Below are 21,504 nucleotides of genomic sequence, written 5' to 3' on the forward strand. Positions count from 1 at the left end.
GTCATGACACAGCAGCGAGCCAAGCTCCGCACCCGCGTCCCCGCCCGTCTGGCCGCCTCGGCCGTGCTGGCCCTGTCGCTGACCGCCGGCGCGGTGGCGGCCGGCGCCCCGGCCGCCACCGCCGCCGAGATGCCCTGCAAGCCGCGCGTCTACTACTACGTCTACAAGGGCAGCGGCGTGAACTTCCGCACGGGCGCCGGCCCCGGCTACGCGTCCAAGGGCCTCCTGCACAAGAACGACTGGGGCAAGAAGCTCGCCACCAAGGGCTCCTGGATCAAGCTGCAGCTCGGCCAGAAGTCCCGGAGCGGGCTGGCCAAGGGCACCACCGGCTGGGTCTCCAAGTCCTACGTCAGCGACTGCACGCCGATGCAGCTGGACTGATCCGTCCGCGTCGCCCCGGGGCCAGGGCCTGCGGGGCGACGTCCCCCGGCTGTGCGGGACGGCTGTCCGCGCCAGGGCTAGCCGGGCGTCACCAGCCGCGCCTCGTAGGCGAACACCGCCGCCTGCGTCCGGTCCCTGAGGCCCAGCTTCACCAGGATCCGGCTGACATGCGTCTTGATCGTCGACTCGGCGACCACCAGCCGCTCCGCGATCTCCGAGTTCGACAGGCCCTGCGCGATGAGGACCAGCACCTCCGTCTCCCGCTCGGTGAGATCCCCGTAGGCCGCCTGCGCGGAGGGCATCAGGCGCGGCTTCTCGGAGAGCTTGGAGAACTCGGTGATCAGGCGCCTGGTCACCGAGGGGGCCAGGAGCGCCTCCCCCGACGCCACCACCCGCACCCCGTCGGCGAGCTGGCGGGCCGAGGCGTCCTTGAGGAGGAACCCGGAGGCACCCGCGCGCAGCGCCTGGTACACGTACTCGTCGAGGTCGAACGTGGTGAGCACCAGCACCTTCGCCGCGTCGTCGGCGGCGACGATCTCGCGGGTCGCCTCGATGCCGTTCAGCTCGGGCATGCGGATGTCCATCAGCACCACGTCCGGGGCGAGTTCGCGGACCTTGGCGACGGCCTCACGGCCGTTCACCGCCTCGCCGACGACCTCGATGTCCGGCATCGCGTTCAGCAGGACCGAGAAGCCCTCGCGGACCATCATCTGGTCGTCCGCGATCAGGACCCGGATGGTCATGCGTCGTCCTCACCCGGCAGGGCGACCGGCAGGAACACCGTCACCTCGTATCCTCCGTCCTCCGTGCCGCCGGCCGTCATCTCGCCGGTCAGCATCGTCACGCGCTCCCGCATGCCCGTGATGCCGTGCCCGGCGCCGGGCGAGGGCTTGATCAGGCTCGGGTTCGGCGGCGGGCCGTTGACTATGCGCAGCCCCAGGCCGCCGAGCACGTACCCGATCTCGACCCGGGCGACCGCCCCCGGCGCGTGCCGCAGGGTGTTGCTCAGGGCCTCCTGCACGATGCGGTACGCCGACAGCTCCACGCCCTGCGGCAGCTCCCGCACCGCGCCCGTCACCGCCTTCTCCACGATCAGCCCGGCCTCCCGGACATTGGCCAGCAGCCCGTCCAGATCGGCGAGCGTGGGCTGCGGGGCGTCCGGAACCTCGTAGTCCTCGGCGCGGACGACGCCGAGCACCCGGCGCAGTTCGGTCAGGGCCGCCACCGCGTTCTCCCGGATCGTGGCGAACGCCTTCTCCAGCTCCGGCGGCGGGTTCTCCACCCGGTACGGCGCGGCCTCCGCCTGGATGGCGACGACCGACATGTGATGGGCGACGACATCGTGCAGCTCGCGGGCGATGGTGGTGCGTTCCTCCAGCAGCGTGCGGCGGGAGCGCTCGTGCGCGGTGACCGTCTGCTGGGCGGTGACCTCCTGCTCGGCGTGACGCCGGATGTGCCAGACGGTGACGCAGAGCAGGATCAGGGCCGACAGGACCAGCATGGCACCGGAGTTGCTGCCGTACTCGTAGTACGTCGGGCCGATGCCGGTGTCCGCGACGAGGGCGTACAGCGCCGTCAGCACCCACATCCAGCCGGCCGTGCGCGGCCGGGTGCGGATCGCCACGACCGTCAGCACGGTCAGGTGGCAGGCGAAGCTGCCGGCCGCCCAGGGCCATTCGCCCCAGCGGCTGCCGAGCACCGAGGCGAGCGGGGTGGAGACCATGGACGCCCAGAACGCCCCGACCGGCCGCACCATGGTCAGCAGCACGGGAATCGCGCAGAGCAGACCGAGCAGCAGGGCCGGGCCGCCGCTGTCGACGGTGGAGAAGGCCAGGGTGATCAGGGCCGCCGCGATGATCAGGGCGTGCGGGAGCCACGCCGCGTACTCCCGCAGCCGGCCCGGCAGCCGCCGGACGATCCATCCGTCCGTACGCCGGGCCGGCAGCGGCCGGTAGGCGAACGCGTCCTGGAAGAGGTCCTGCCTCAGGCCACGCAGGGAATCCACCGCCACCCGGTACTCCGGGCTGCGCGATGTGGCCCGGTCCCCCGGCGGCGTGGTCTGCGTGTGAGTCGTCTCGGTCACGTACAGAACGGTATGCGCACCCCCGGGTGCCGGTCGTCCCCAGTGAGACGGGTTCCCGCCCGTCCCTCTCAGGTACTACGGGGCCGACCAGGCGCGATCGGGTCCGTCCCTCAGTAGCCCGACGGCCGCACCAGCCCCGACTCGTAGGCGAACACCGCCGCCTGCGTCCGGTCCCTGAGGCCCAGCTTCACCAGGATGCGCCCCACGTGGGTCTTCACCGTCTGCTCGGCCACATACAGGTGCCGGGCGATCTCCACGTTCGACAGGCCCTGCGCGATCAGCGCGAGCACCTCTGTCTCCCGCTCGGTCAGGTCGCCGATACGCTCCTTGAGCGGGGCGCGGGGCTTGCCGTCGAGCCGCGAGAACTCGGCGATCAGCTTGCGGGTGATGACCGGGGCGAGCAGCGCCTCCCCGGCGGCGACCACCCGGACCGCCTCGGCGAGCTGCTCCGCCGACGCGTCCTTCAGCAGGAACCCGGAGGCCCCGGCGCGCAGCGCGTCGTACACGTACTCGTCGAGGTCGAAGGTGGTGAGCACCAGCACCTTGATGTCCGGGTGCGCGGCCGTGATCTGCTCGGTCGCCTCGATGCCGCCGATGCCGGGCATGCGGATGTCCATGAGGACGACGTCGGGAAGGGTCTCGGCGGCCCTCGCGACGCCGCCCTCGCCGTCCTTCGCCTCGCCGACGACCTCTATGTCGGGCTGGACGCCGAGCAGCACGGTGAAGCCCTGCCGGACCATCGCCTGGTCGTCGACGATGAGAACCCGGATGGGGTCGCCGGTGCCGCTCGTCATGAGGTCCCTTTCCTGAGGGCCGTGGGGTCGTCGGTGCCCGGGGTGTCGACGGGCGGGGTGTCCGGGAGGAAGGCGGTGACCTTGAAGCCGTCCCAGTGCCAGGGGTGCGCCGTCATCGTGCCACCGAGCATCGCGACCCGCTCCCGCATGCCGAGCAGTCCGTGCCCCGCCCCCGTCGAGGGCGGGGCCGGGCCGGTCGGGCGGCCGTTGACGATCTCCACCTCCAGGCCGTCCGGCTCGTACGTGAGACGGACTGTGATGGGCGCGCCGGGCGCGTGCCGCAGGGCGTTGCTCAGCGCCTCCTGCACGATCCGGTACGCCGACAGCTCCACGCCGGGCGGCAGCGGGCGCCGCTCGCCGCTGATGTCGGTGACGACCTCGCGGCCGACGGCCCGGGTGTTCTCCACCAGCGCGTCGAGCCGGTCGAGCGTGGGCTGGGGGGCGTGCGGCGCGGTCCCGTCGCCGAAGCCGTCGGGCGGCTCTCCCGGCCCGATGTGCTCCGAGCGCAGCACGCCCAGCACACGGCGCAGCTCGGTCAGTGCCTCCAGCGCGTTCTGCCGGATGCCCGCGAGGTTCTCCCTGAGCTCGTCGGGCGGGTTCTCGACGAGGTGCGGGGCGACCTGCGCCTGGATGGAGATGACCGACATGTGGTGGGCCACCACGTCGTGGAGCTCCCGCGCGATGCGGCTGCGCTCCTCCAGCAGGGTGCGCCGGGTGCGTTCCTCGGCGGTGAGGGTGGTCTGCTCGACGAGTTGGGCGCGGGCTTCGCGGCGGCCCCTGAGCGCGCTGCCGAGTATCACGACGACGGTGAACAGGGAGACCGCGAGGATGCCGGTGGTGTCGTAGGGCTCCCCCGTCCACAGGCTCTCGAAGGCCCAGGTGAGGAACGCGGTCGCCGCCAGGGCCGCCACCGCGGCGCGGGTGGGCACCCGCAGCGCGAGCAGCAGCAGCACGAGCAGCTCGGCGATGATTCCGGCGGCGGTCCAGGGCCAGGTGTAGGTCTCCAGGTCGAAGCCCATGCGGGTGCGCACCGTGGCGGCGATCAGGGTGAACGCGCCCAGGGACAGCCACCACGCCGGCACCGGTCGCCACAGCCCCAGCACCACGGCGCCGCCCTGGCCGGCCGCGGCCAGGAGGGCAAGACCGGATGGGAGATGCCCGTTGTCCGTCAGATCACCCGTGCCACCGACCGTGATGCCGACGGCGGCCAGGCACAGCAGCCCGTGCGGCAGCCAGCGCAGCCAGGTGGAGGGGGGCAGCGGGTCCGCCCGGACGGTCCACAGGTCCCCGCGCAGTGCGCGCAGCCAGCCCGTGACACGCGCTCGCAGCGCGCGGCCCACCCCCGTGTCCATCACGCGGCTCAGCCTAGACATGTCGCGCCTTCGCCGCTGTGCCCCGGTCGGACGGGCGGTGCGAGCGCACCACGCGCGCCCTGCGGCCCCGGCCGCCGCCGTTCCGTTCGAAGGAGTGAAAGGCGGCCCAGCAGACCGCGAGGGCCAGCGCGAACACGGGCAGCCACAGCAGCCGGACCCCGACCCAGCCGAGACCGTCGGGCGGGGTGTGCAGGCCGGGCAGCCGGCCGGCGAGGAGGCCGGTGGCGGTCGTGGCCATCAGGGCCGTCTGGTGCCAGAGGAAGACGGTCATCGCGGAGATGTTGACGAGTGCCACCGCCGCCCACGCCACGGGCCGGCGCAGCGCGTGCCGCAGGCGCTCGCGCAGCAGCAGGGCGAGACCGCACTGGGCCAGGCCGAACGTGACGACGGCCAGCGACGGCGGGTCCAGATTGGACATGCCCTCGCCCGGGACGCCGACCATCGAGGCCGGATAGCCCGCCCATGCGACGAGCGCCGCGGTCGCCGCGGCCCCGGCCCCCAGCAGGACCCATCCCGCGCGGCGGCGCTCCAGCTCACCGCGGGTCCAGGCCGCGCCCAGCGTGTAGGGCACCGCCCAGGCCGCTGCCACGTTGACCCAGCCCAGCCAGGAGGGGCCGCCGAGGCCGAAGCGCAGCAGGTCGACGTGGAGCACGACGGCCAGCGGCCAGAGCGGGTTGAGCCGGGTGAGCAGCGGGGTCGCCGCCGTCAGGCCGGCGAACACCAGGAGGAACCACAGCGGGGCCAGGGCCAGTTTCACCAGCGTGCGGACCGTGCCGAACTCGGCGCCCGACAGCAGCAGGGCGAGCGCGGCCACCGTCCACAGCCCGAGGACGGCCACGACCGGCTTGCACAACCGGGTCAGACGGCCCGTCAGCCACTGGCGGTACGGGACCCCCCGGGCACGCGCCGAGGCGTGGCCGCGGGTGGCGACATGGCCCCCGACCAGGAAGAACACGGCGAGTGTCTGGAACATCCAGGAGATGGGCGCCAGCCAGGGCATGTGCTGCAGGGGGCTCGCCGTGCGCAGGGTGCGGCCGTCGGAGACCAGGGCCGTGACGAGCCAGTGCCCGACGACGACGCCGAGGACGGCGGCGGCCCGCAGGGCGTCCACGGCCCGGTCGCGACCGGGCGGGGTGGCCGCGCCGATGCGGTCGGCGCCGCGGCGCACTTCCTGCCGGACGGCGCGTACTCCGATGTCAGTCATGGGTCACCGCCTTGGTCTCGCCCAGGACGATCCGGGCCAGGTTGGTCAGGGAGGTCGAACCGGGCCTGAAGTAGTCGCTGTGGCCGCCGTCGCCCGCCGTGAAGACCCGGGCGCCGAAGGCCGGGGAGACGGGGTCGGTACCGAAGCCGACCGTGGTGCCGAACAGGTCCAGGTCGAGGTGCGGGACGTTCTCCACCCAGTCGCCACGGCCCCGGGCCGCCCAGACGCGGGCGCGGGCGTGCAGGGCGGCGGCGGTGTCCGCGCCGGTGCCGGGGCTGCCGACGAGCGCGATGTCGTCGACGTCGAGCCCAGCGGCGGAACGGCCGCAGACGACCGAGCCGTAGGAGTGGCAGAGCAGTGCGACGCGCGCCTCTTCGCCGGATATCGCGCGCAGGTCGGCGACCAGGGCGCGCAGGTGCGGGGCCGCCTGCTCCGCCCTGCCGGTCGTCGTGACCGTCGTGCTGACCGTGCCCGGCGTCTCGTAGCCCAGCCAGGCCACGACCGCGGTGCGTGTGCCCGCCGGGGCCTGCGAGGCGAGCTGCCGGTACAGGGCGGAGGCCGCGGCGAGGAACCGGCCGTAGGTGTCGAGGCCCGTGTCGGAGCCGGGGACCAGGACGGCGACGCGGTCCGCCCGGGCGAGGTCACCGAGGACCTCCGTCACCCGGCCCGAGCCGCGGCCGTCGAAGTGGAGCAAATGCCGTGTGGAAGCGGCCAGTTGACGGTCCGTCGCGGCACGGCTGCGGTCGTGGTGGGCGGCGGCCAGGCGGGACGCCTCGGCGGCGTTGGCCCGGTTGGCCGCGTAGGCCTCGTCGAGCGTCGCCGCACTGAGGGGCGGGAGTGAGGCGGGGGCCGGTGCGGGGATGTCCGGTCGCACGGCCGCGGAGAGGGGGAGGACCACGGCGCCCGCGACGAGCGCGGCGAGCGCGGCGCGGCGCCACCGCCCCGCCTGCCGCCACCGCCCCGCCTGCCGCCCTCGCCCGGCGCGGCCTCCGCCGTCGGCGCGACGTCCGCCGTCGGCGGCACGGCGGTACTTCGCTGCGGACCCCATGGTCGTCCCCCTCCAGCGCACCCGGCCATCGGGTCTGCATGGAAGGGAAGTTACGGAGCGGGCGACCTCGTCCGCGTCACACCCTGGAACCCATCCGCGGCGTAGCTCTCAGGTACTACGGGTATGACCGGGGGCCTCCTCCTACGGGCCCGCCGAGGGCGCTGCCGGCAACGGCCGCGCGGAGGTGCTCACCAGGCCAGTTGCGCGATCTCCTCCACGACCACCGCGCACGCGTCCGCCGCCGGGTCGATGAGCGGGAAGTGCCCCACGTCCTCCAGCAGCGTCACCCCCACCATCTCCCCCGCCTTCGCCGCCGCCTCCGCGTACGACTCGGCGACGGCCTGCGGCACATCGAGGTCCGCACGGCCCTGGACGAGGGTGGTGGCGATGCCGGTGGGCAGCAGCAGCGCCGGGTCGGCGAACGGCTGCCGCGCGGCGAAGTTCTCGTCTCCGCCCAGGAGTTGACGCGCCGCGCCCCCGCACACGTCCAGCTTGTCGGCGATGGCGAGATCCGCGATCGGGGCGAGGGCGACGACGCCGCGCAGCGTCACCGGGCTGCCGCCGCGCCAGGGCGAACCGGTCGGCAGGACGTGCCGGGCGGCCCCCCACAGCGCGAGATGCCCGCCCGCCGAGTGGCCGGTGAGGACCGTGCGGCGCGGGTCGGCCTGCGGCATCACCTCCCGCACCAGCGCCGGGAGGGCGTCCAGCGCCGCGGCGACGTCGTCGAAGGTGTCGGGCCAGCGGCCCGCGACGGAGTCGTCAGCGCCGCCGCGCCGGTACTCGGCACTGGCCACGCCGAACCCGCGGCGGGCGAGGAAGCCCGCGAAGGGGCTGATGTGACGCCGGTCGAAGGGGGCCCGCCAGGCACCGCCGTGCAGGACGAAGACGACGGGGGCGGGTCCGGGGCCGCCGGCCCGGCGCGGGGCGAAGAAGTCGATCACCTGGTCGGGGTGGTCGCCGTAGGCCGCGGTGGCGTCGGGGTCGACGGGCGCGTGGGAGAAGGCCGACTTCTCCTCGGCAGCGGCCCGTGCTGCTGCGACGTCGTCCGTCATGCTCCAACCTTCCAGCGATGAACCGTACGCGGCCGACGAGTTGAGGGTTCAGCCGTTGGCCGGGACGGTACCAGGCGCGTGACGTGCGGGGACACGGGGATGTCACGCTCGGTGAAGACCAGACGGGGGCCGCCGTTCGGGCGACGGCGGGCCGGGACACCGCAGGGGCGTCCCGGCCCCGCCGCCGCTCAGGCCAGCGTCTCCGCCAGCACCCGCGCCGCCCGCTCCACGTCGGCGAACCCGACGTACAGCGGCGTGAAGCCGAAGCGCAGCACGTCCGGCGCCCGGAAGTCGCCGACCACTCCCCGCTCGATCAGCCGTTTCATCACGTCACCGGCGTCGTCACAGCGCAGGGCGATCTGGCTGCCCCGCTCCTCGTGCGCCACCGGCGTCACACACACGACCCGGCCCTCGGGCACGTACGCCGCCACGCACTCCAGGAAGAAGTCCGTCAGCGCGAGCGACTTGGCCCGCACCGCCTCGACCGGCACCCCGTCCCAGACCTCCAGGGCCGCCTCCAGGGCGAGCATGGAGAGGATGTCGGGCGTGCCGACCCGGCCGCGCAGGGCACCGGCGGCCGGTTCGTAGCCGGTGCGCATGCCGAACGGCTCGGCGTGCGAGTTCCACCCGGGCAGCGGCGAGTCGAAACGGTCCTGCAGGTCCCGCCGCACATACAGGTACGCCGGTGAACCGGGCCCGCCGTTCAGGTACTTGTAGGTGCAGCCGACCGCGAGGTCCACGCCGTGCTCGTCCAGCCCGACCGGCAGCGCGCCCGCGCTGTGGCACAGGTCCCAGACGGCGATCGCGCCCGCCTCGTGCGCGGCGGCCGTCAGACCGGGCAGGTCGTGCAGCCGGCCGCTGCGGTAGTCGACGTGGTTGAGCAGGACGGCGGCGGTGCGCTCGCCCAGCGCGCCCGGCACGTCCGCCGGTGCCACGGGCCGCAGGGTACAGCCGGTCATGCGGGCGGCGGACTCGGCGATGTACCCGTCGGTGGGGAAGGTCGTCGCGTCGACGAGGAGCTCGTCACGGCCCTCCCCGGCCATCCGCACCGCGCCCACGAGCGCCTTGAAGACGTTGACGCTGGTGGAGTCGCCCACCACGACCTGCCCGGGCGCCGCCCCGACCAGCGGGGCGATCCGGTCACCGATCCGCTCGGGCGCCGTCCACCAGCCGCTCTCCTCCCAGGACCGGATGCGCAGCTCGCCCCACTGGCGGCGTACGACGTCCTCGACCCGGCCGGGCACGACGGCGGGCAGCGCGCCCAGCGAGTTGCCGTCGAGGTAGACGACGCCCGCGGCGTCAGCCGCACGATCAGACGCAGTGTCGAGCACGAACTCGGCGCGCTTGCCCGCCAGTTCGTCGACGGCGTCCAGCTTCTGAGCGGCGATGGCGAGCTCAGACATAGGACCGCGCCGTCCACAGCTCGGGGAACACGTTCTTCTGCGCGCGCTTCTCCAGCCAGGCCACCCCGGCGGAGCCGCCCGTGCCGGTCTTGGCACCCATCGCGCGGCGGGTGGCGACCAGGTGGTCGTTGCGCCAGCGCCACACCAGCTCGGCGACATCGCTCAGCGCCTCGCCCAGCCGGGCGACCTCGTCGCTCTCGTCACCCGAGTAGACGGCCGTCCAGGCCGCCTCCACCTCCGGCGACGGCTCGTACTTCCGCGACACGTCGCGCCGCAGCACGGCCTCCGGGATGTCGTGCCCGCGCCGCGCCAGCAGCCGCACGACCTCGTCGTACAGGCTCGGCTCGTGCAGCGCCTTCTCCAGCTCGGCGTGCACGCGCGGTGCGCCCCGGTGCGGGACGAGCATGGACGCGGACTTGTCGCCGAGCAGGAACTCCATGCGCCGGTACATCGCCGACTGGAAGCCGGAGCCCTCGCCGAGGGCGCTGCGGTACGAGTTGAACTGGGCCGGCGTGAGCTGGGCGAGCGGCTTCCAGGAGTGGTTGAGCGCCTCCAGCTCGCGGACGGACCTCTTGAGCGCGGCGATGGCGGTGGGGATGTCGTCACCCCTGAGCGCGCCTGCGGCCGTCTCCCACTCGTGGACGATGACGGTGAACCACAGCTCCATCACCTGGGTCGTCACCAGGAAGACCATCTCTCCGGGGTCGTCGGAGAGGGTGTGCTGGAGGTGGGTGAGTACGTCTGCCTTGACGTAGTCCTCGTACGGCGTCGTGCCGTGGAAGTCGAGATGCGGGGTCTCGGGCTCGTGAGCCTCGTGGGACATCGCTGTCTCCTGCGTGTAACTCCGGGTAGCGGTCCGCCCCTGCCGAATCCGACACGGGGGCCCCGGTCCCCGAGGGCATCTTGCGCAATCGTCCCCCGAAACCGCAAGGCCCGCCTTTCGGGGACGGGCCTCGCGTGCACGGACCGTGTGTCAGCCCAGGACCTGCGCCGCCGTCGGCGAGGAGTCCTTCAGGAACTGGGAGCAGCGCTCGTACTCCTCCTGCTCGCCGATCGCCTGTGCGGCGCGGGCGAGGGCGTGCAGGGCACGCAGGAAGCCGCGGTTCGGCTCGTGCTCCCACGGCACCGGGCCGTGGCCCTTCCAGCCGCTGCGGCGCAGCGCGTCCAGACCGCGGTGGTAGCCGGTGCGGGCGTACGCGTACGACTCCACGGCGGCGCCCCGCTCGAACGCCTCGTCGGCGAGCTGCGCCCAGGCGAGCGAGGAGGTGGGGTGCTTACCGGCGACCTCGACGGGCGAGGCACCCGACGCGAGCATTTCCCGCGGCCCGGGGTCGTCGGGGAGGTGGGTCGGGGGCGGGCCCCCGAGAAGGTTCTCGTGAATGGACATGCCCCAAGTCTGCGCCATCCCACTGCGCCGTGGGCACCGGTCCCGCTCAGCCACAGCCACAACACCGGCACCGGTACCGCTCAGCCACGGCCACAGCCGCAGCCGCAACGCCGACACCGGACCAGCCTCAGCCGCAGCCGCAACGCCGGCACCGGACCAGCCTCGGCACCGGCACCAGCGCCCGCCCCTCTACCCCAGCCGTTTCCGCACCGGCTCCCCCTCCAGCGGCGGCGCCGTCACACCGCCGTGCCGCAGGCACTCCGGCCGCTTGCAGTCAGGCGGCGGCCTGCGCACCACCGTGGCCGCGATCACCGCCCCCACCACCAGCGACCCCGCGCACCAGCCCATCGCCTTGCCGAACGCCGTGTCGAAGGCGGCCGGCTCCCGGTACGCCTCCTCCCCCATCCCCGCCAGCAGCGGCAGCGCCGCCACCGCCATCAGGCCCGCCGCCCGGGCCGCCGCGTTGTTGATGCCGCTGGCCAGCCCGGCCCGCACCACGCTCACCGAGCCCAGCACCGTCGCCGTCAGCGGCGCCACCAGCGTGACCAGGCCCAGCCCGAGCACCACCAGTGCCGGCAGCACATCGGCGACGTAGGACGCCCCCGGTCCGACCCGCAGCATCAGCAGCATCCCGGCCGCGCACAGCAGCGGCCCCACCGTCAGCGGGATCCGCGGCCCGATGCGGTCGGCCAGTTCCCCGGAGCGCGCCGACAGCAGCAGCATCAGCACGGTCGTCGGCAGCAGTGCCGTACCGGCGGCGAGGGCCGAGTAGCCCACGACCACCTGGAGCTGGAGCGCGGCGAGGAAGAAGAACCCGCCGAGGGCCGCGTACACGCACAGCGTGACGAGGTTGACGGCCGTGAACTGCCGGGACGCGAAGATGTCCGGCGGCATCATCGGGTCGGGCCGGCGCCGCTCGACGACCACGAACGCGACGGCCGCGGCCAGCCCGGCCACCGCCGAGACCACCACGACCAGGCCGCCCTCACCTGCCTCGATCAGCGCGTACGTCACCAGCGCGAGGGCCAGCGCCCCCAGCACGGCCCCGAGCACGTCGAACCGCCCGTGCGCCTGCTGGTCCCCCGACTCGGGGACGTGCCGCAGCGCCACCGGCACGCACACCAGCGCCAGCGGCACGTTCAGCAGGAACACCCACCGCCAGCCCGGCCCGTCCACCAGCCAGCCGCCGACGAACGGCCCGACCGCCGCACCGACCCCGCCGAAGCCGGACCACAGGCCCACCGCCCGCCCCCGGTCGTCGGGATGGAAGGACGCCTGGATCAGCGCCAGCGACCCGGGGGTCAGCAGCGCACCACCCACCCCCTGCAGGGCCCGCGCGGCGATCAGCACGCCCGAGTTCGGCGCGATACCGCACAGCAGCGACGCCACCGCGAACCACACCACGCCGATGACGAACACCTTGCGCCGCCCGAAGCGGTCCCCTAGCGCCCCGCCCAGCAGGATCAGCCCGGCGAGCGTGACCATGTAGGCGTTGACCGTCCACTGCAGGGCGGACAGGTTCGCGTCGAGGTCGCGGCCGATGCGCGGCAGGGCGACGTTGACGACGGTCGAGTCCAGCATCGCCATGCTGGAGCCGAGGACGGTGGTGAGCAGGATCCACTTGCCCTGCGGGGAGGCCAACCGGACATCGGGCATGCAGGGAGCATACGGAAGAGCCCGGCACCTCAGGAGGTGCCGGGCTCCACGCGAGCGAACCGGATGCGAGGCGGTGTGTACGGAGACTTACTTGATCTTCGTACCCGTGGACCGCAGGTTGCCGCAGGCCTCGACGACGCGCGCGGCCATGGAGGCCTCGGCCAGCTTGCCCCAGGTGCGCGGGTCGTAGGTCTTCTTGTTGCCGACCTCGCCGTCGACCTTCAGGACGCCGTCGTAGTTGCGGAACATGTGGTCCGCGACCGGGCGCGTGAACGCGTACTGGGTGTCCGTGTCGATGTTCATCTTCACGACGCCGTTCTCCAGCGCGGTGCGGATCTCCTGCTCGGTGGAGCCGGAGCCGCCGTGGAAGACGAAGTCGAACGGGGAGCCCTTGCCGAACTTGGCGGCGACGCCCTCGTTCAGCTCCTTCAGCAGCTCGGGACGCAGGACGACGTTGCCCGGCTTGTACACGCCGTGCACGTTGCCGAAGGACGCGGCGAGCAGGTAGCGGCCCTTCTCACCGAGGCCGAGGGCCTCGGCGGTGCGGATCGCGTCGTCGACCGTGGTGTAGAGGGAGTCGTTGATCTCGTGGGTGACGCCGTCCTCCTCGCCACCGGTCGGGGTGATCTCCACCTCGAGGATGATCTTCGCGGCGCGGGCCTGCTCCAGCAGCTCCTGCGCGATGGAGAGGTTGTCGGCGAGGGTCTCGGCCGAGCCGTCCCACATGTGCGACTGGAACAGCGGGTTCAGACCGGCCTCGACGCGCTTCTGGGAGAGCGCCAGGAGCGGGCGTACGTACCCGTCGAGCTTGTCCTTGGGGCAGTGGTCGGTGTGCAGCGCGATGTTCACCGGGTACTTCTCGGCGACGATGTGCGCGAACTCGGCCAGGGCGACCGCGCCGGTCACCATGTCCTTGCTGTACTGACCGCCCAGGAACTCGGCGCCACCCGTGGAGATCTGGACGATGCCGTCGCTCTCCGCCTCAGCGAAACCGCGCAGGGCCGCGTGCAGGGTCTGGGTGGAGGTCACGTTGATGGCCGGGTAGGCGAACTTTCCTGCCTTCGCCCGGTCCAGCATCTCGTTGTAGACCTCGGGAGTTGCGATGGGCATGCGTCCGCTCCTTGTATCTGCGGGTTGACGTACTGCTGTGTCTAACGGCCCTGACCTAGACCTTGGGGTGCGACGTCATCGTCGGCCCCATCTTTCCAGACTTGGCCGGAAGGTCCAGGCCACCGTCCACGCCCTGGTCAGTCCCCGGTCAGTCGAGGCCCAGCTCGTCCTTCGAGAAGGCGAAGAGGTACGGCACCCCGGCGCCCTCCTGGATCTTCTCGGCGGCGCCGGTCGCCCGGTCGACGATGGTCGCGACGGCGACGACCTCGGCACCGGCCTCGCGCACGGCCTCGACGGCGGTGAGCGGGGAGCCGCCGGTGGTGGAGGTGTCCTCGACGACCAGCACGCGGCGGCCCGCGATGTCCGGGCCCTCGACGCGCCGCTGGAGGCCGTGCGCCTTGGCGGCCTTGCGCACGACGAAGGCGTCCAGGCGCTTCCCGCGCGCGGCGGCCGCGTGCAGCATGGCGGCGGCGACCGGGTCGGCGCCCATGGTCAGACCGCCGACGGCGTCGAAGTCCAGCTCGGCGGTCAGGTCCAGCAGCACCTGGCCGACCAGCGGGGCGGCCTCGCCGTCGAGCGTGACGCGCCGCAGGTCGACGTAGTAGTCGGCTTCCAAACCCGACGACAGGGTCACCTTGCCGTGCACCACGGCCTTGTCCTTGATCTGCTGCAGCAGCGCGCCGCGTGTGTCCGTCATGGCGCCCAGCTTAGAGGCGGCGCCAGCTCCAGGTCGTCCCGGCCTCCAGCGGTTCCAGGGGCGTGACCAGGCGCGGCATGGTGTTGAGCCCGTTGGGCGGGCCGGTCTGCGGTTCCACGCACACGGCCTCCTGCTGCTCGTCGTAGACGACGACCCACTCCTCCCGGCTGGTCACCGTCAGCTCCAGCTGACCGGGCCAGATCAGGGTGGCCTCGACGCCGCCGGGCATGCCGAAGCAGTCGTCCCAGGGGCCGGGCTTCGGGTCCAGGCGGTTGCCGGTGGGCAGGTGGTCGTCGCCGCGCTCCTCCTGCCAGGCGGGGTCGAAGCCGAGGGTCACGTCCTCGCCGCCGAGGTTGCGGTTGAACCAGGGGTGCCAGCCGATCTGCGCCGGGAAGGACGAGTCGTACGTCTCGACGGACATGGTCAGCGTCAGCGCGTCCTCGGTGAGGGCGACGATCTGGGTGACGAGACCCGAGTGGGGCCAGGGGTCGACGAGCTGGTACGTGAGGACGACCTCGTCCGGGCTCGTGCGGGCGGTGCGCCAGGCGTGGTCGCGAACGGTGCCGTGGATGGCGTGCGGCGGGGCGTTCAGCGGCATCTGCCGCACTTCGGCGCCGTCCAGGAACCGTCCGTCCCGGATCCTGCCGCACCAGGGCACCATCGGGAAGCACCCGAACCGCTCACCCTGGCGGAGCAGTTCGAGACCGCCGATCCGCAGTCCTCCGACCCGGCCGCCGTTGCCCGGCTGCACGGTCACCTCCGCGTCACCCGCGGTCAGCGTGATGTCTTCGTCACTCACGGGTCGACCCTACTGTGGTGATCAAGAGGGCCTCACCGGTTGCGGGGTGCTTCGGCCATGTCCGCCCGCCGCGCACGCGGTGTGCGGCTCAGCGGCGTCGGCGCAGCGCCCGTACCGCCACGATGGCCGAGGCCACCGCGAGCGCCGCCGCGGGGGCCGCCCAGCGCAGCGGGCCCGGGGGCGTCACGGTCTGCGGCGCGGGCACGGGGGCGTACCGGCCGCGCGGCGGGGCGTGGTCGACCTCCTCCGCGCTGCGCCCGATCATGGTCCGCCGCGCGTGCGCCGCCTCGGCGATGTCCTCGTCGTCCTCCTGGTCCTCCTCGTCCTCGGCTCCGAGGGAGGAGGGCGGGACGTCGGCGCCGAAGGCGGAGGGACGCTCGGGGGTCGGGGGGTCCTCGGTGAGACCGGGGTCGGCGGGGGCCTTCTCCTCGGCCTCCGGGCCCGTGTCCCGGCCGGACGGGGCCGGGGGCGTGGGCGGCCGCGCCGACGTCGGCGCCCCGTCGTCCGCGCCCGTGGCCGCCGCGGCGAGGTGCTCCGCGAAACGGTTCAGCAGCCGGATGACGGCACTCTCCACCGCGTCCGCCGGAAGGTCCTTGATCCGCCCGTCCGCGGAGGCCGTGCCGTCGTACACGACGGTGCAGCCGTCCTCCGCCTCGCGCAGGGCGATCCGCAGGCTGAGCTCGACCGAGCCGCTGCCGCGCGACTCCTCCGCCTCACCCTCGACGGCGTACGCGTCACCGTCCCGCCGGGAGACCCTTACGGCGCCCCGGTAGGTGACGGAGTGGCTGCCGACCCGGATCTTCAGCCGCCCGGCGACGGGCTTGGCGCCGGCGTCCTGCTGGAGCCCCGGAACAGCCCGGGCGACCCGCGCGGGGTCGTCCAGCACCTCCCTGAGCCGCTCGGCCGGAACCGGAACGAACACCTCGTGCTCCATGTCGACGGACTCTACCCAGCACAGACCGAAACGCACCCCCGCCCGGGGGATTCACTCCCGATCCGCCCCCACCAGGCGTATCCTCCCGGCCCGACGGCCCGACGGCCCGCCCGGCAGTCCCCGGCCCCTCAGTACCGCGGATGCATCAGCGTCGACGCCGGCAGGTCCCCGATCCGTGTCCTGCGCGTCGCCCGTTCCCCCGCGGCCAGGGACGCCTCCGTGAGGACGCTCGGCCGCGGACCGTCCGGGTCGAGCCGCGGCCGCGGGTCCGTGCGGGCGGCCAGCACGAAACCCCGGTCCCGGGGCGCCCGGGAGCGTTCGGGCCCGGCGGCGGAAGCGGTGGGAGGGCTCCCCGTGCCGTACGGGGCGGTGCGGAGACCGGCCGCGCGCACGGTCGTCTCCACCGTCCAGTACACCCGGGGGCCGGCCGCGACCGGCCCGGCGTGCACCACGAGCCGGCCGCCGGGGGCCAGCACGCGCCGCGCGAGGCCGTAGAACTCCTGCGAGTACAGCTTCGTACTCGCCGTGATGGCCGGGTCCGGCAGGTCCGAGACGACCACGTCGTACGTCGCCGGGTCCGCCTCGCGCAGCTGGCCGAAGGGGTCCGCGGTGGTGACCCGTACGCGCGGGTCGCCGAAGGCGTGCTCGTTGAGGGCGGACAGGGCCGGGTCGGTGCGGGCCAGCCGGACCACCTCCGCGTCGAGTCCGACGACGTCGACCCGGTCCACTCCGGAGTGCCGCAGCACCTCGCGTACCGCGAGGCCGTCGCCGCCGCCCAGAATCAGCACGCGCGCGTGCGGCCCGGTCATGGCCGGGTGGACGAGGGCCTCGTGGAAGCGCAGTTCGTCGCGCCCGCTGACCCGCAGCCGGCCGTCGACGTAGAGGTCGAGGGGCCGGCCTGCCGTACCGCCGACGAGGACCACCTCCCTCACCCCGGTCTGGAGCGCCACGCGGACGTCCTCCCCGTACATCGCCTGTCGCGCGGCCCGTTCGAAGTCGTCGACGAGGACGGCGGCGGAGGCGAGGACGGCGAGTACGAGCCCGTTGCCGATCAGCAGCAGCCACCGGGCCCGGCGGGTGAGGTCCCGCCGGAACAGGCCGAGCACCAGCGCCCCGCCGACGACCGTGTTGACCGCACCGGTGAGCAGCGTCCCCGTCAACTGCCCGAAGAACGGCAGCAGGAGGAAGGGGAAGGCGAGGCCGCCGACGAGGGCTCCGACGTAGTCGGCGGCGAACAGGTCGGCCACCGCGCCGCCCGCGTCCTGGCGGCGGATGCGCTGGATCAGTTCCATCAGCAGCGGGACCTCGGCGCCGATGAGCAGTCCGATGGCGAGGGAGAAGGCGACCAGCAGGCAGCGCGGCCCGTTGGCCCACATCCCGCCCCAGGCGCCGGTCCAGGCGAACACGGCGTACAGGGCCATCGCGCTGCATCCGCCGACGAGCGCGAGGGTGGCCTCGACGGCGCCGAAACCGGCGGCGGCGAGCCGGCGCAGCCGCTTCGCGGCGAGGGAGCCGATGCCCATCGCGAAGACCATCACGGACAGTACGACGGACGCCTGTGTGACGGAGTCGCCCATCAAGTACGAGGCGAGCGCGACGAGTTCCAGTTCGTACGCGAGTCCGCAGGCCGCGCAGGCGAACGCGCCGGCGAGGACGAGGAACCGTCCGGTGCCGGGCCGGACGGGCAGTCGCGCCGGGCCGTCGGGGCCGCCCGAGGCGCTCCAGGGCGCCGGGAAACGGGGCGGGGCGGGCGCGTGCGGCTCGATCACGCTGCGACGTTACGTCACGCCTCGACTGCGGTTCGTCACCCACACGTGTGGTGCTGGTTTACCGAGGCCGGACAGCGGTACGAGATTCGGTTCGCCGCATGCGGTTCGGTGGGCCGGGCAGCAGTCGGCCGGGGTCAGTTGACGAAGACCGCCGCCGGTACGTGCACGCCCACCTTCGTGCGGGTCGCCACCAACTGCCCGTCCTGCGGGTAGGCGTGCCAGGTCCGCCAGTGCACCTGCCCTTCGTGGTGCTGGGCGAGCAGGGCCGTGAAGGCGTACGGGCTGCCGGGGAAGACGCCGACGAGGCCGTGCGGATGGTCGGCGACGAGGGCCAGCAACTCCTGGGCGCGGCCCTTGAAGGTGCCGGGCGAGAGGACCTCGACCCGGGCCGCGAACTCGTACTCCCAGTCGTCCACCCGCTTGGCGACGCCGAGCGGAAGCGGGGTGCTGCTGCCCGCGATGCACGCCACCGTCTCCGAGCAGATGCCCCGCTCCTCCTCCAGCAGAACCTGGTGGGACGCGCCGAGGAGTCGCAACTGCAGTTTGGTGTCCGCCAGTTCGAGGTCGAGTGCGGCCAGCGCGGGAAGCGGCTCGCGCCCCAGGGCCCACGCGAGATCGGCCGCGCGCGTGTCGGTGTAGGAGGTGTTCAGGGTCGTGAGCATGGATCGACTCCGCAAGCACACAAAAAAGAGAGGGAGATGGGTCCGCTGCGCCCCGGTCGCACCGGGGGATGTCGGCCCGAGGCAACCCGGTCGGCCGGTTTCAGGAAGGTATCCGCAGGATGTCCGGGGAGGGCTGCGTCGGTGGCTAGAGGGAATCATGAACAGTGGCGCCGCCACAGCGTTTTTACCCAAGTTCGTAGGGTTTCCATCCCTCAGAGGGCTCCTCAGCTCAACTGTTCAACTACGGCGTGCGCTGGTGCCGGGGAGGCGTGCGCCGGTGTGCCGTGGCCTACGCCCGGAGTCGGGACGCAGGGGAGCCCGGAATCGGGTCCCGCTCCCGAAATGACCGTTTGACGCACGCTGTTGCCGGGGTCTCGCCCTGGCCGGGGTCGCGCGGCGCGAGTTGTCCTACAGGCAGGGGACGTTGCCCGGATCCGACCGAAGTCGCCCGACAGGCATTCGACGGGTCGTCCGTCCGAGAACTCCGGACACGGCAAACGCGGGGCCCGCCCAGGTGCGGACCCCGCGTTCGGTGGATGCGGCTTCCCCGTCGTGAGGACGGCCGACGTCAATCAGCTGCCTCCGCCGCCACAACCACCGCCACCACCCCCACAGGACGACCCGCCTCCGCAGGACGAGCTGCCGCCGCAGGAGTGCCCCCCGTGGTGTCCGCCGCCGGAGGAGCCGGAGTCTCCCCCGCCGGCCCACCAGCTGTTGTTGCTACTGCCGCTCGAACCGGAGGACGCCCACGCCCCGCGACGAGCCGTCCGCCCTGAAGAGCCCCTACGGGCCTTGGAGACCAGCGCCCCGACCAGGACGACTCCGACCACCGCCAGGATGATGCCGACGATCATGGCGTCACCCTCCTTTCGTTTCCCCCGAAGCGGCCCCCCGTGGGCGCCTCGCTCTTGCGTGAGGCGGTGATGCCCGCCCCCTGAACGAGCCAAAGCAGAGTTGAGGAACTTCAGAGCCTTCTCACGGGGCAACGGCCCCTGATCTGCGCAGAATGGCAGGTCAGGGGCCGTCCGGGGCTCATTGGGCCGTCAGCGGGCCGTGATCTCGCCCGACGATCGTTCAGACTCCGAGGTGTCCCCCGTCGCCGGCGCCGAGGAGGGAGTTCGTGAGCCGGCGTTCGACAGCGGAGGGCAGGGACCACAGCTCGGCACGCCGCCTTCGGTCCTCCGCGCCCTGGCGGGCGGCACGGCGGATACCGGACACGGCCAGGAGCAGGGCGGCCAGGGACACGGCAAGCCCGGTCCCGAGGAGTGCACCGGCGACCACGGCGCCGTCCGCCAGGGCGTACGGAAGCGCGACCCCGAGACAGAGCGTGCCGAGGCCGCCGAGGACGGAAACCATCCACCACAGTGGCGTGAGCGGGTGCTCGTCGCGCAGGTGGTCGACCATCTGCCGGTCGGTGGGACGCCGCCGCGGGTGCTTTCCGGCGGCGAGGAACAGCTCGGCCCGCCCACGCAGCGCCCACACCGCGTGCACTCCCACCCATACGACGGGAAGCACGAACAGCGTCACCAGCACCGAACCCGCCTGGATCGCCCGCGGCACCGACACCCAGCCGGAGGCGTCGGCGACCACGGACGCCACGGCGGCTCCCACGCATACGGCACCCGCCGCGCTCGTGACCACGAGCCATCGCCGGGCCGCCCGCACGCGAGCGCTGAGAGGGAACTCGACCGCGTCCAACGTCTTCTCCCATCGATGACCGCAGGTACTCTACGCAGCCCTCCGACGCGAACAACCGCGGACTGCTGCCGCCCGTCAGCGCAGGTGAGCGGCACACCAGCCGGAGGCCGGGCACCCGTCCGAGTTGTCTCGGGTGCCGGCGCAGGTGCTCATCCGCGAAGGTGAGTTGAGGAACTCCAGAGCTTCGGCGCAGGATGGCCGGCATGACCTCCAGCGCGCGCCCCCTCCTGAACCGCCGGCTCGCCGAGTTCGGGACGACGATCTTCGCCGAGATGTCCGCCCTGGCTCTGAGCACCGGCGCCATCAACCTCGGGCAGGGCTTCCCCGACACCGACGGCCCCGAGGAGATCAGGGAGGCCGCCGTACGGGCCCTGCGGGACGGCCGCGGCAACCAGTACCCGCCGGGCCCCGGCGTGCCCGAGCTGCGCACCGCGATCACCGCCCACCAGCAGCGCCGCTACGGCCTGGGCTACGACCCCGACACGGAGGTCCTGGTCACGGCCGGTGCCACGGAGGCCATCGCCGCTGCCCTGCTGGCCCTGGTGGAGCCCGGCGACGAGGTGATCGCCTTGGAGCCGTACTACGACTCCTACGCGGCGTGCATCGCGATGGCCGGCGGCCGCCGGGTACCGGTCACCCTGCGGGCGCACGAGGACGAGGGCCGTTTCCGCCTCGACCTGGACGAGCTGCGCGACGCCGTCACCGACCGCACCCGGCTGCTGCTGATCAACACCCCGCACAACCCGACCGGCACGGTCCTCACGCGCGAGGAGCTCGCCGCGATCGCCGAGCTGGCCGTGGAGCGCGACCTGCTGGTGGTGACGGACGAGGTGTACGAGCACCTGGTCTTCGACGACGCCGAGCACGTGCCGCTGGCGACGTTCCCGGGGATGCGCGAGCGTACCGTCACCATTTCCAGCAGCGGGAAAACATTTTCGTTCACCGGCTGGAAGGTCGGCTGGGTGACGGGGGCCCCGGAGCTGGTCACGGCGGTGCGCTCGGCGAAGCAGTACCTGACGTACGTCTCGGCGGGCCCGTTCCAGTACGCCGTCGCCGAGGCCCTCTCGCTGCCCGAGTCGTACTTCGCGGACTTCCGCGCCGACATGCTGGCCAAGCGGGACCTGCTGGCGGCGGGCCTGGCGGAGGCCGGGTTCCGGGTCTTCCGCCCCTCGGGCACCTACTTCATCACCACCGACATCCGCCCTCTCGGCGAGAGCGACGGCTTCGCCTTCTGCCGCGGCCTGCCGGAACGCGCCGGTGTCGTCGCCATCCCCAACGCGGTCTTCTACGACCATCGCGAGGAGGGCGCCCCGTTCGTACGGTTCGCGTTCTGCAAGCGGACCGGGGTGCTGGAGGAGGCGGCGAAGCGGCTCGGGGCGGCGTTCCGGGCGCCGGGGACGCTAGAGTGACATTGCGGGTACGGGTACGTACCCGTACTGGGGAGTCAAGGGAGC

General features: G+C 73.1%; 20 protein-coding genes. 2 read left to right on the plus strand and 18 right to left on the minus strand.

The window, feature by feature from the left end; genetic code table 11:
• The first annotated feature begins 3 nt into the window (after window positions 1-3).
• Window positions 4-381, plus strand: coding sequence for an SH3 domain-containing protein (locus BJ965_RS17580; protein ID WP_184909539.1), 378 nt, complete (start codon window positions 4-6; stop codon window positions 379-381).
• A 77-nt stretch (window positions 382-458) separates the two neighbouring features.
• On the opposite strand, the gene BJ965_RS17585 is transcribed toward BJ965_RS17580, so the two are convergent.
• The 18 genes from BJ965_RS17585 to BJ965_RS17670 all read right to left on the minus strand — a co-directional run bounded on the left by BJ965_RS17585 (window position 459) and on the right by BJ965_RS17670 (window position 19,951).
• Window positions 459-1,124, minus strand: coding sequence for a response regulator (locus tag BJ965_RS17585; RefSeq protein WP_184909540.1), 666 nt, complete (start codon window positions 1,122-1,124; stop codon window positions 459-461).
• Window positions 1,121-2,464 carry a sensor histidine kinase gene (locus tag BJ965_RS17590; RefSeq protein ID WP_184909541.1) on the minus strand — a complete coding sequence of 448 codons (1,344 nt, stop codon included), beginning with the start codon at window positions 2,462-2,464 and terminating at the stop codon, window positions 1,121-1,123. Before BJ965_RS17590 ends, BJ965_RS17585 begins: the two co-directional genes overlap by 4 nt.
• A 110-nt stretch (window positions 2,465-2,574) precedes the next feature.
• Window positions 2,575-3,258: a response regulator gene (locus BJ965_RS17595; protein ID WP_030846305.1), complete on the minus strand. Its 684-nt coding sequence runs from the start codon at window positions 3,256-3,258 to the stop codon at window positions 2,575-2,577.
• Window positions 3,255-4,631 carry a sensor histidine kinase gene (locus BJ965_RS17600; RefSeq protein WP_184909542.1) on the minus strand — a complete coding sequence of 459 codons (1,377 nt, stop codon included), beginning with the start codon at window positions 4,629-4,631 and terminating at the stop codon, window positions 3,255-3,257. Before BJ965_RS17600 ends, BJ965_RS17595 begins: the two co-directional genes overlap by 4 nt.
• Complete coding sequence (locus BJ965_RS17605; RefSeq protein ID WP_184909543.1) at window positions 4,624-5,835, minus strand: acyltransferase family protein; 1,212 nt, start codon at window positions 5,833-5,835, stop codon at window positions 4,624-4,626. The genes BJ965_RS17600 and BJ965_RS17605 overlap by 8 nt, the downstream gene beginning before the upstream one ends.
• Window positions 5,828-6,883, minus strand: a complete 1,056-nt coding sequence (locus BJ965_RS17610; protein WP_184909544.1) for an alpha/beta hydrolase — start codon at window positions 6,881-6,883, stop codon at window positions 5,828-5,830. Before BJ965_RS17610 ends, BJ965_RS17605 begins: the two co-directional genes overlap by 8 nt.
• Window positions 6,884-7,071: 188 nt before the next feature.
• Window positions 7,072-7,935 carry an alpha/beta hydrolase gene (locus BJ965_RS17615; protein WP_184909545.1) on the minus strand — a complete coding sequence of 288 codons (864 nt, stop codon included), beginning with the start codon at window positions 7,933-7,935 and terminating at the stop codon, window positions 7,072-7,074.
• Between the two features lie 188 nt (window positions 7,936-8,123).
• Complete coding sequence (gene kynU / locus BJ965_RS17620; protein WP_184909546.1) at window positions 8,124-9,338, minus strand: kynureninase; 1,215 nt, start codon at window positions 9,336-9,338, stop codon at window positions 8,124-8,126.
• Window positions 9,331-10,161: a tryptophan 2,3-dioxygenase family protein gene (locus BJ965_RS17625; protein WP_030846323.1), complete on the minus strand. Its 831-nt coding sequence runs from the start codon at window positions 10,159-10,161 to the stop codon at window positions 9,331-9,333. Before BJ965_RS17625 ends, kynU begins: the two co-directional genes overlap by 8 nt.
• A 150-nt stretch (window positions 10,162-10,311) precedes the next feature.
• A complete protein-coding gene (locus BJ965_RS17630; RefSeq protein WP_142161380.1) occupies window positions 10,312-10,725 on the minus strand; it encodes a DUF3151 domain-containing protein in 414 nt (137 codons plus the stop codon).
• 189 nt (window positions 10,726-10,914) lie between these two features.
• Entirely contained in the window at window positions 10,915-12,381 is a 1,467-nt protein-coding gene (locus BJ965_RS17635) for an MFS transporter (RefSeq protein ID WP_184909547.1), read from the minus strand.
• An 87-nt stretch (window positions 12,382-12,468) separates the two neighbouring features.
• Window positions 12,469-13,491 carry a class II fructose-bisphosphate aldolase gene (gene fbaA, locus BJ965_RS17640; protein WP_031106398.1) on the minus strand — a complete coding sequence of 341 codons (1,023 nt, stop codon included), beginning with the start codon at window positions 13,489-13,491 and terminating at the stop codon, window positions 12,469-12,471.
• A 148-nt stretch (window positions 13,492-13,639) separates the two neighbouring features.
• Window positions 13,640-14,188, minus strand: a complete 549-nt coding sequence (pyrE, locus tag BJ965_RS17645; protein ID WP_030245666.1) for an orotate phosphoribosyltransferase — start codon at window positions 14,186-14,188, stop codon at window positions 13,640-13,642.
• Between the two features lie 10 nt (window positions 14,189-14,198).
• On the minus strand, window positions 14,199-14,987 hold the full coding sequence (locus BJ965_RS17650) for an aldose epimerase family protein (protein WP_184909548.1): 789 nt from the start codon (window positions 14,985-14,987) through the stop codon (window positions 14,199-14,201).
• Window positions 14,988-15,075: 88 nt separating this feature from the next.
• Complete coding sequence (locus tag BJ965_RS17655; protein WP_184909549.1) at window positions 15,076-15,921, minus strand: SRPBCC domain-containing protein; 846 nt, start codon at window positions 15,919-15,921, stop codon at window positions 15,076-15,078.
• 128 nt (window positions 15,922-16,049) lie between these two features.
• On the minus strand, window positions 16,050-17,690 hold the full coding sequence (locus BJ965_RS17660; RefSeq protein ID WP_184909550.1) for a polyamine aminopropyltransferase: 1,641 nt from the start codon (window positions 17,688-17,690) through the stop codon (window positions 16,050-16,052).
• A gap of 134 nt (window positions 17,691-17,824) precedes the next feature.
• On the minus strand, window positions 17,825-18,352 hold the full coding sequence (locus tag BJ965_RS17665) for a DUF2617 family protein (protein WP_184909551.1): 528 nt from the start codon (window positions 18,350-18,352) through the stop codon (window positions 17,825-17,827).
• Between the two features lie 1,074 nt (window positions 18,353-19,426).
• Complete coding sequence (locus BJ965_RS17670) at window positions 19,427-19,951, minus strand: hypothetical protein (RefSeq protein WP_184909552.1); 525 nt, start codon at window positions 19,949-19,951, stop codon at window positions 19,427-19,429.
• A 293-nt stretch (window positions 19,952-20,244) separates the two neighbouring features.
• Here BJ965_RS17670 and BJ965_RS17675 point away from each other — a divergent pair, with 293 nt between their 5' ends.
• Complete coding sequence (locus tag BJ965_RS17675) at window positions 20,245-21,459, plus strand: pyridoxal phosphate-dependent aminotransferase (RefSeq protein WP_184909553.1); 1,215 nt, start codon at window positions 20,245-20,247, stop codon at window positions 21,457-21,459.
• The last annotated feature ends 45 nt before the right edge of the window (window positions 21,460-21,504 follow it).

The sequence above is a fragment of the Streptomyces luteogriseus genome (genome assembly GCF_014205055.1).
GTDB lineage: Bacteria > Actinomycetota > Actinomycetes > Streptomycetales > Streptomycetaceae > Streptomyces > Streptomyces luteogriseus.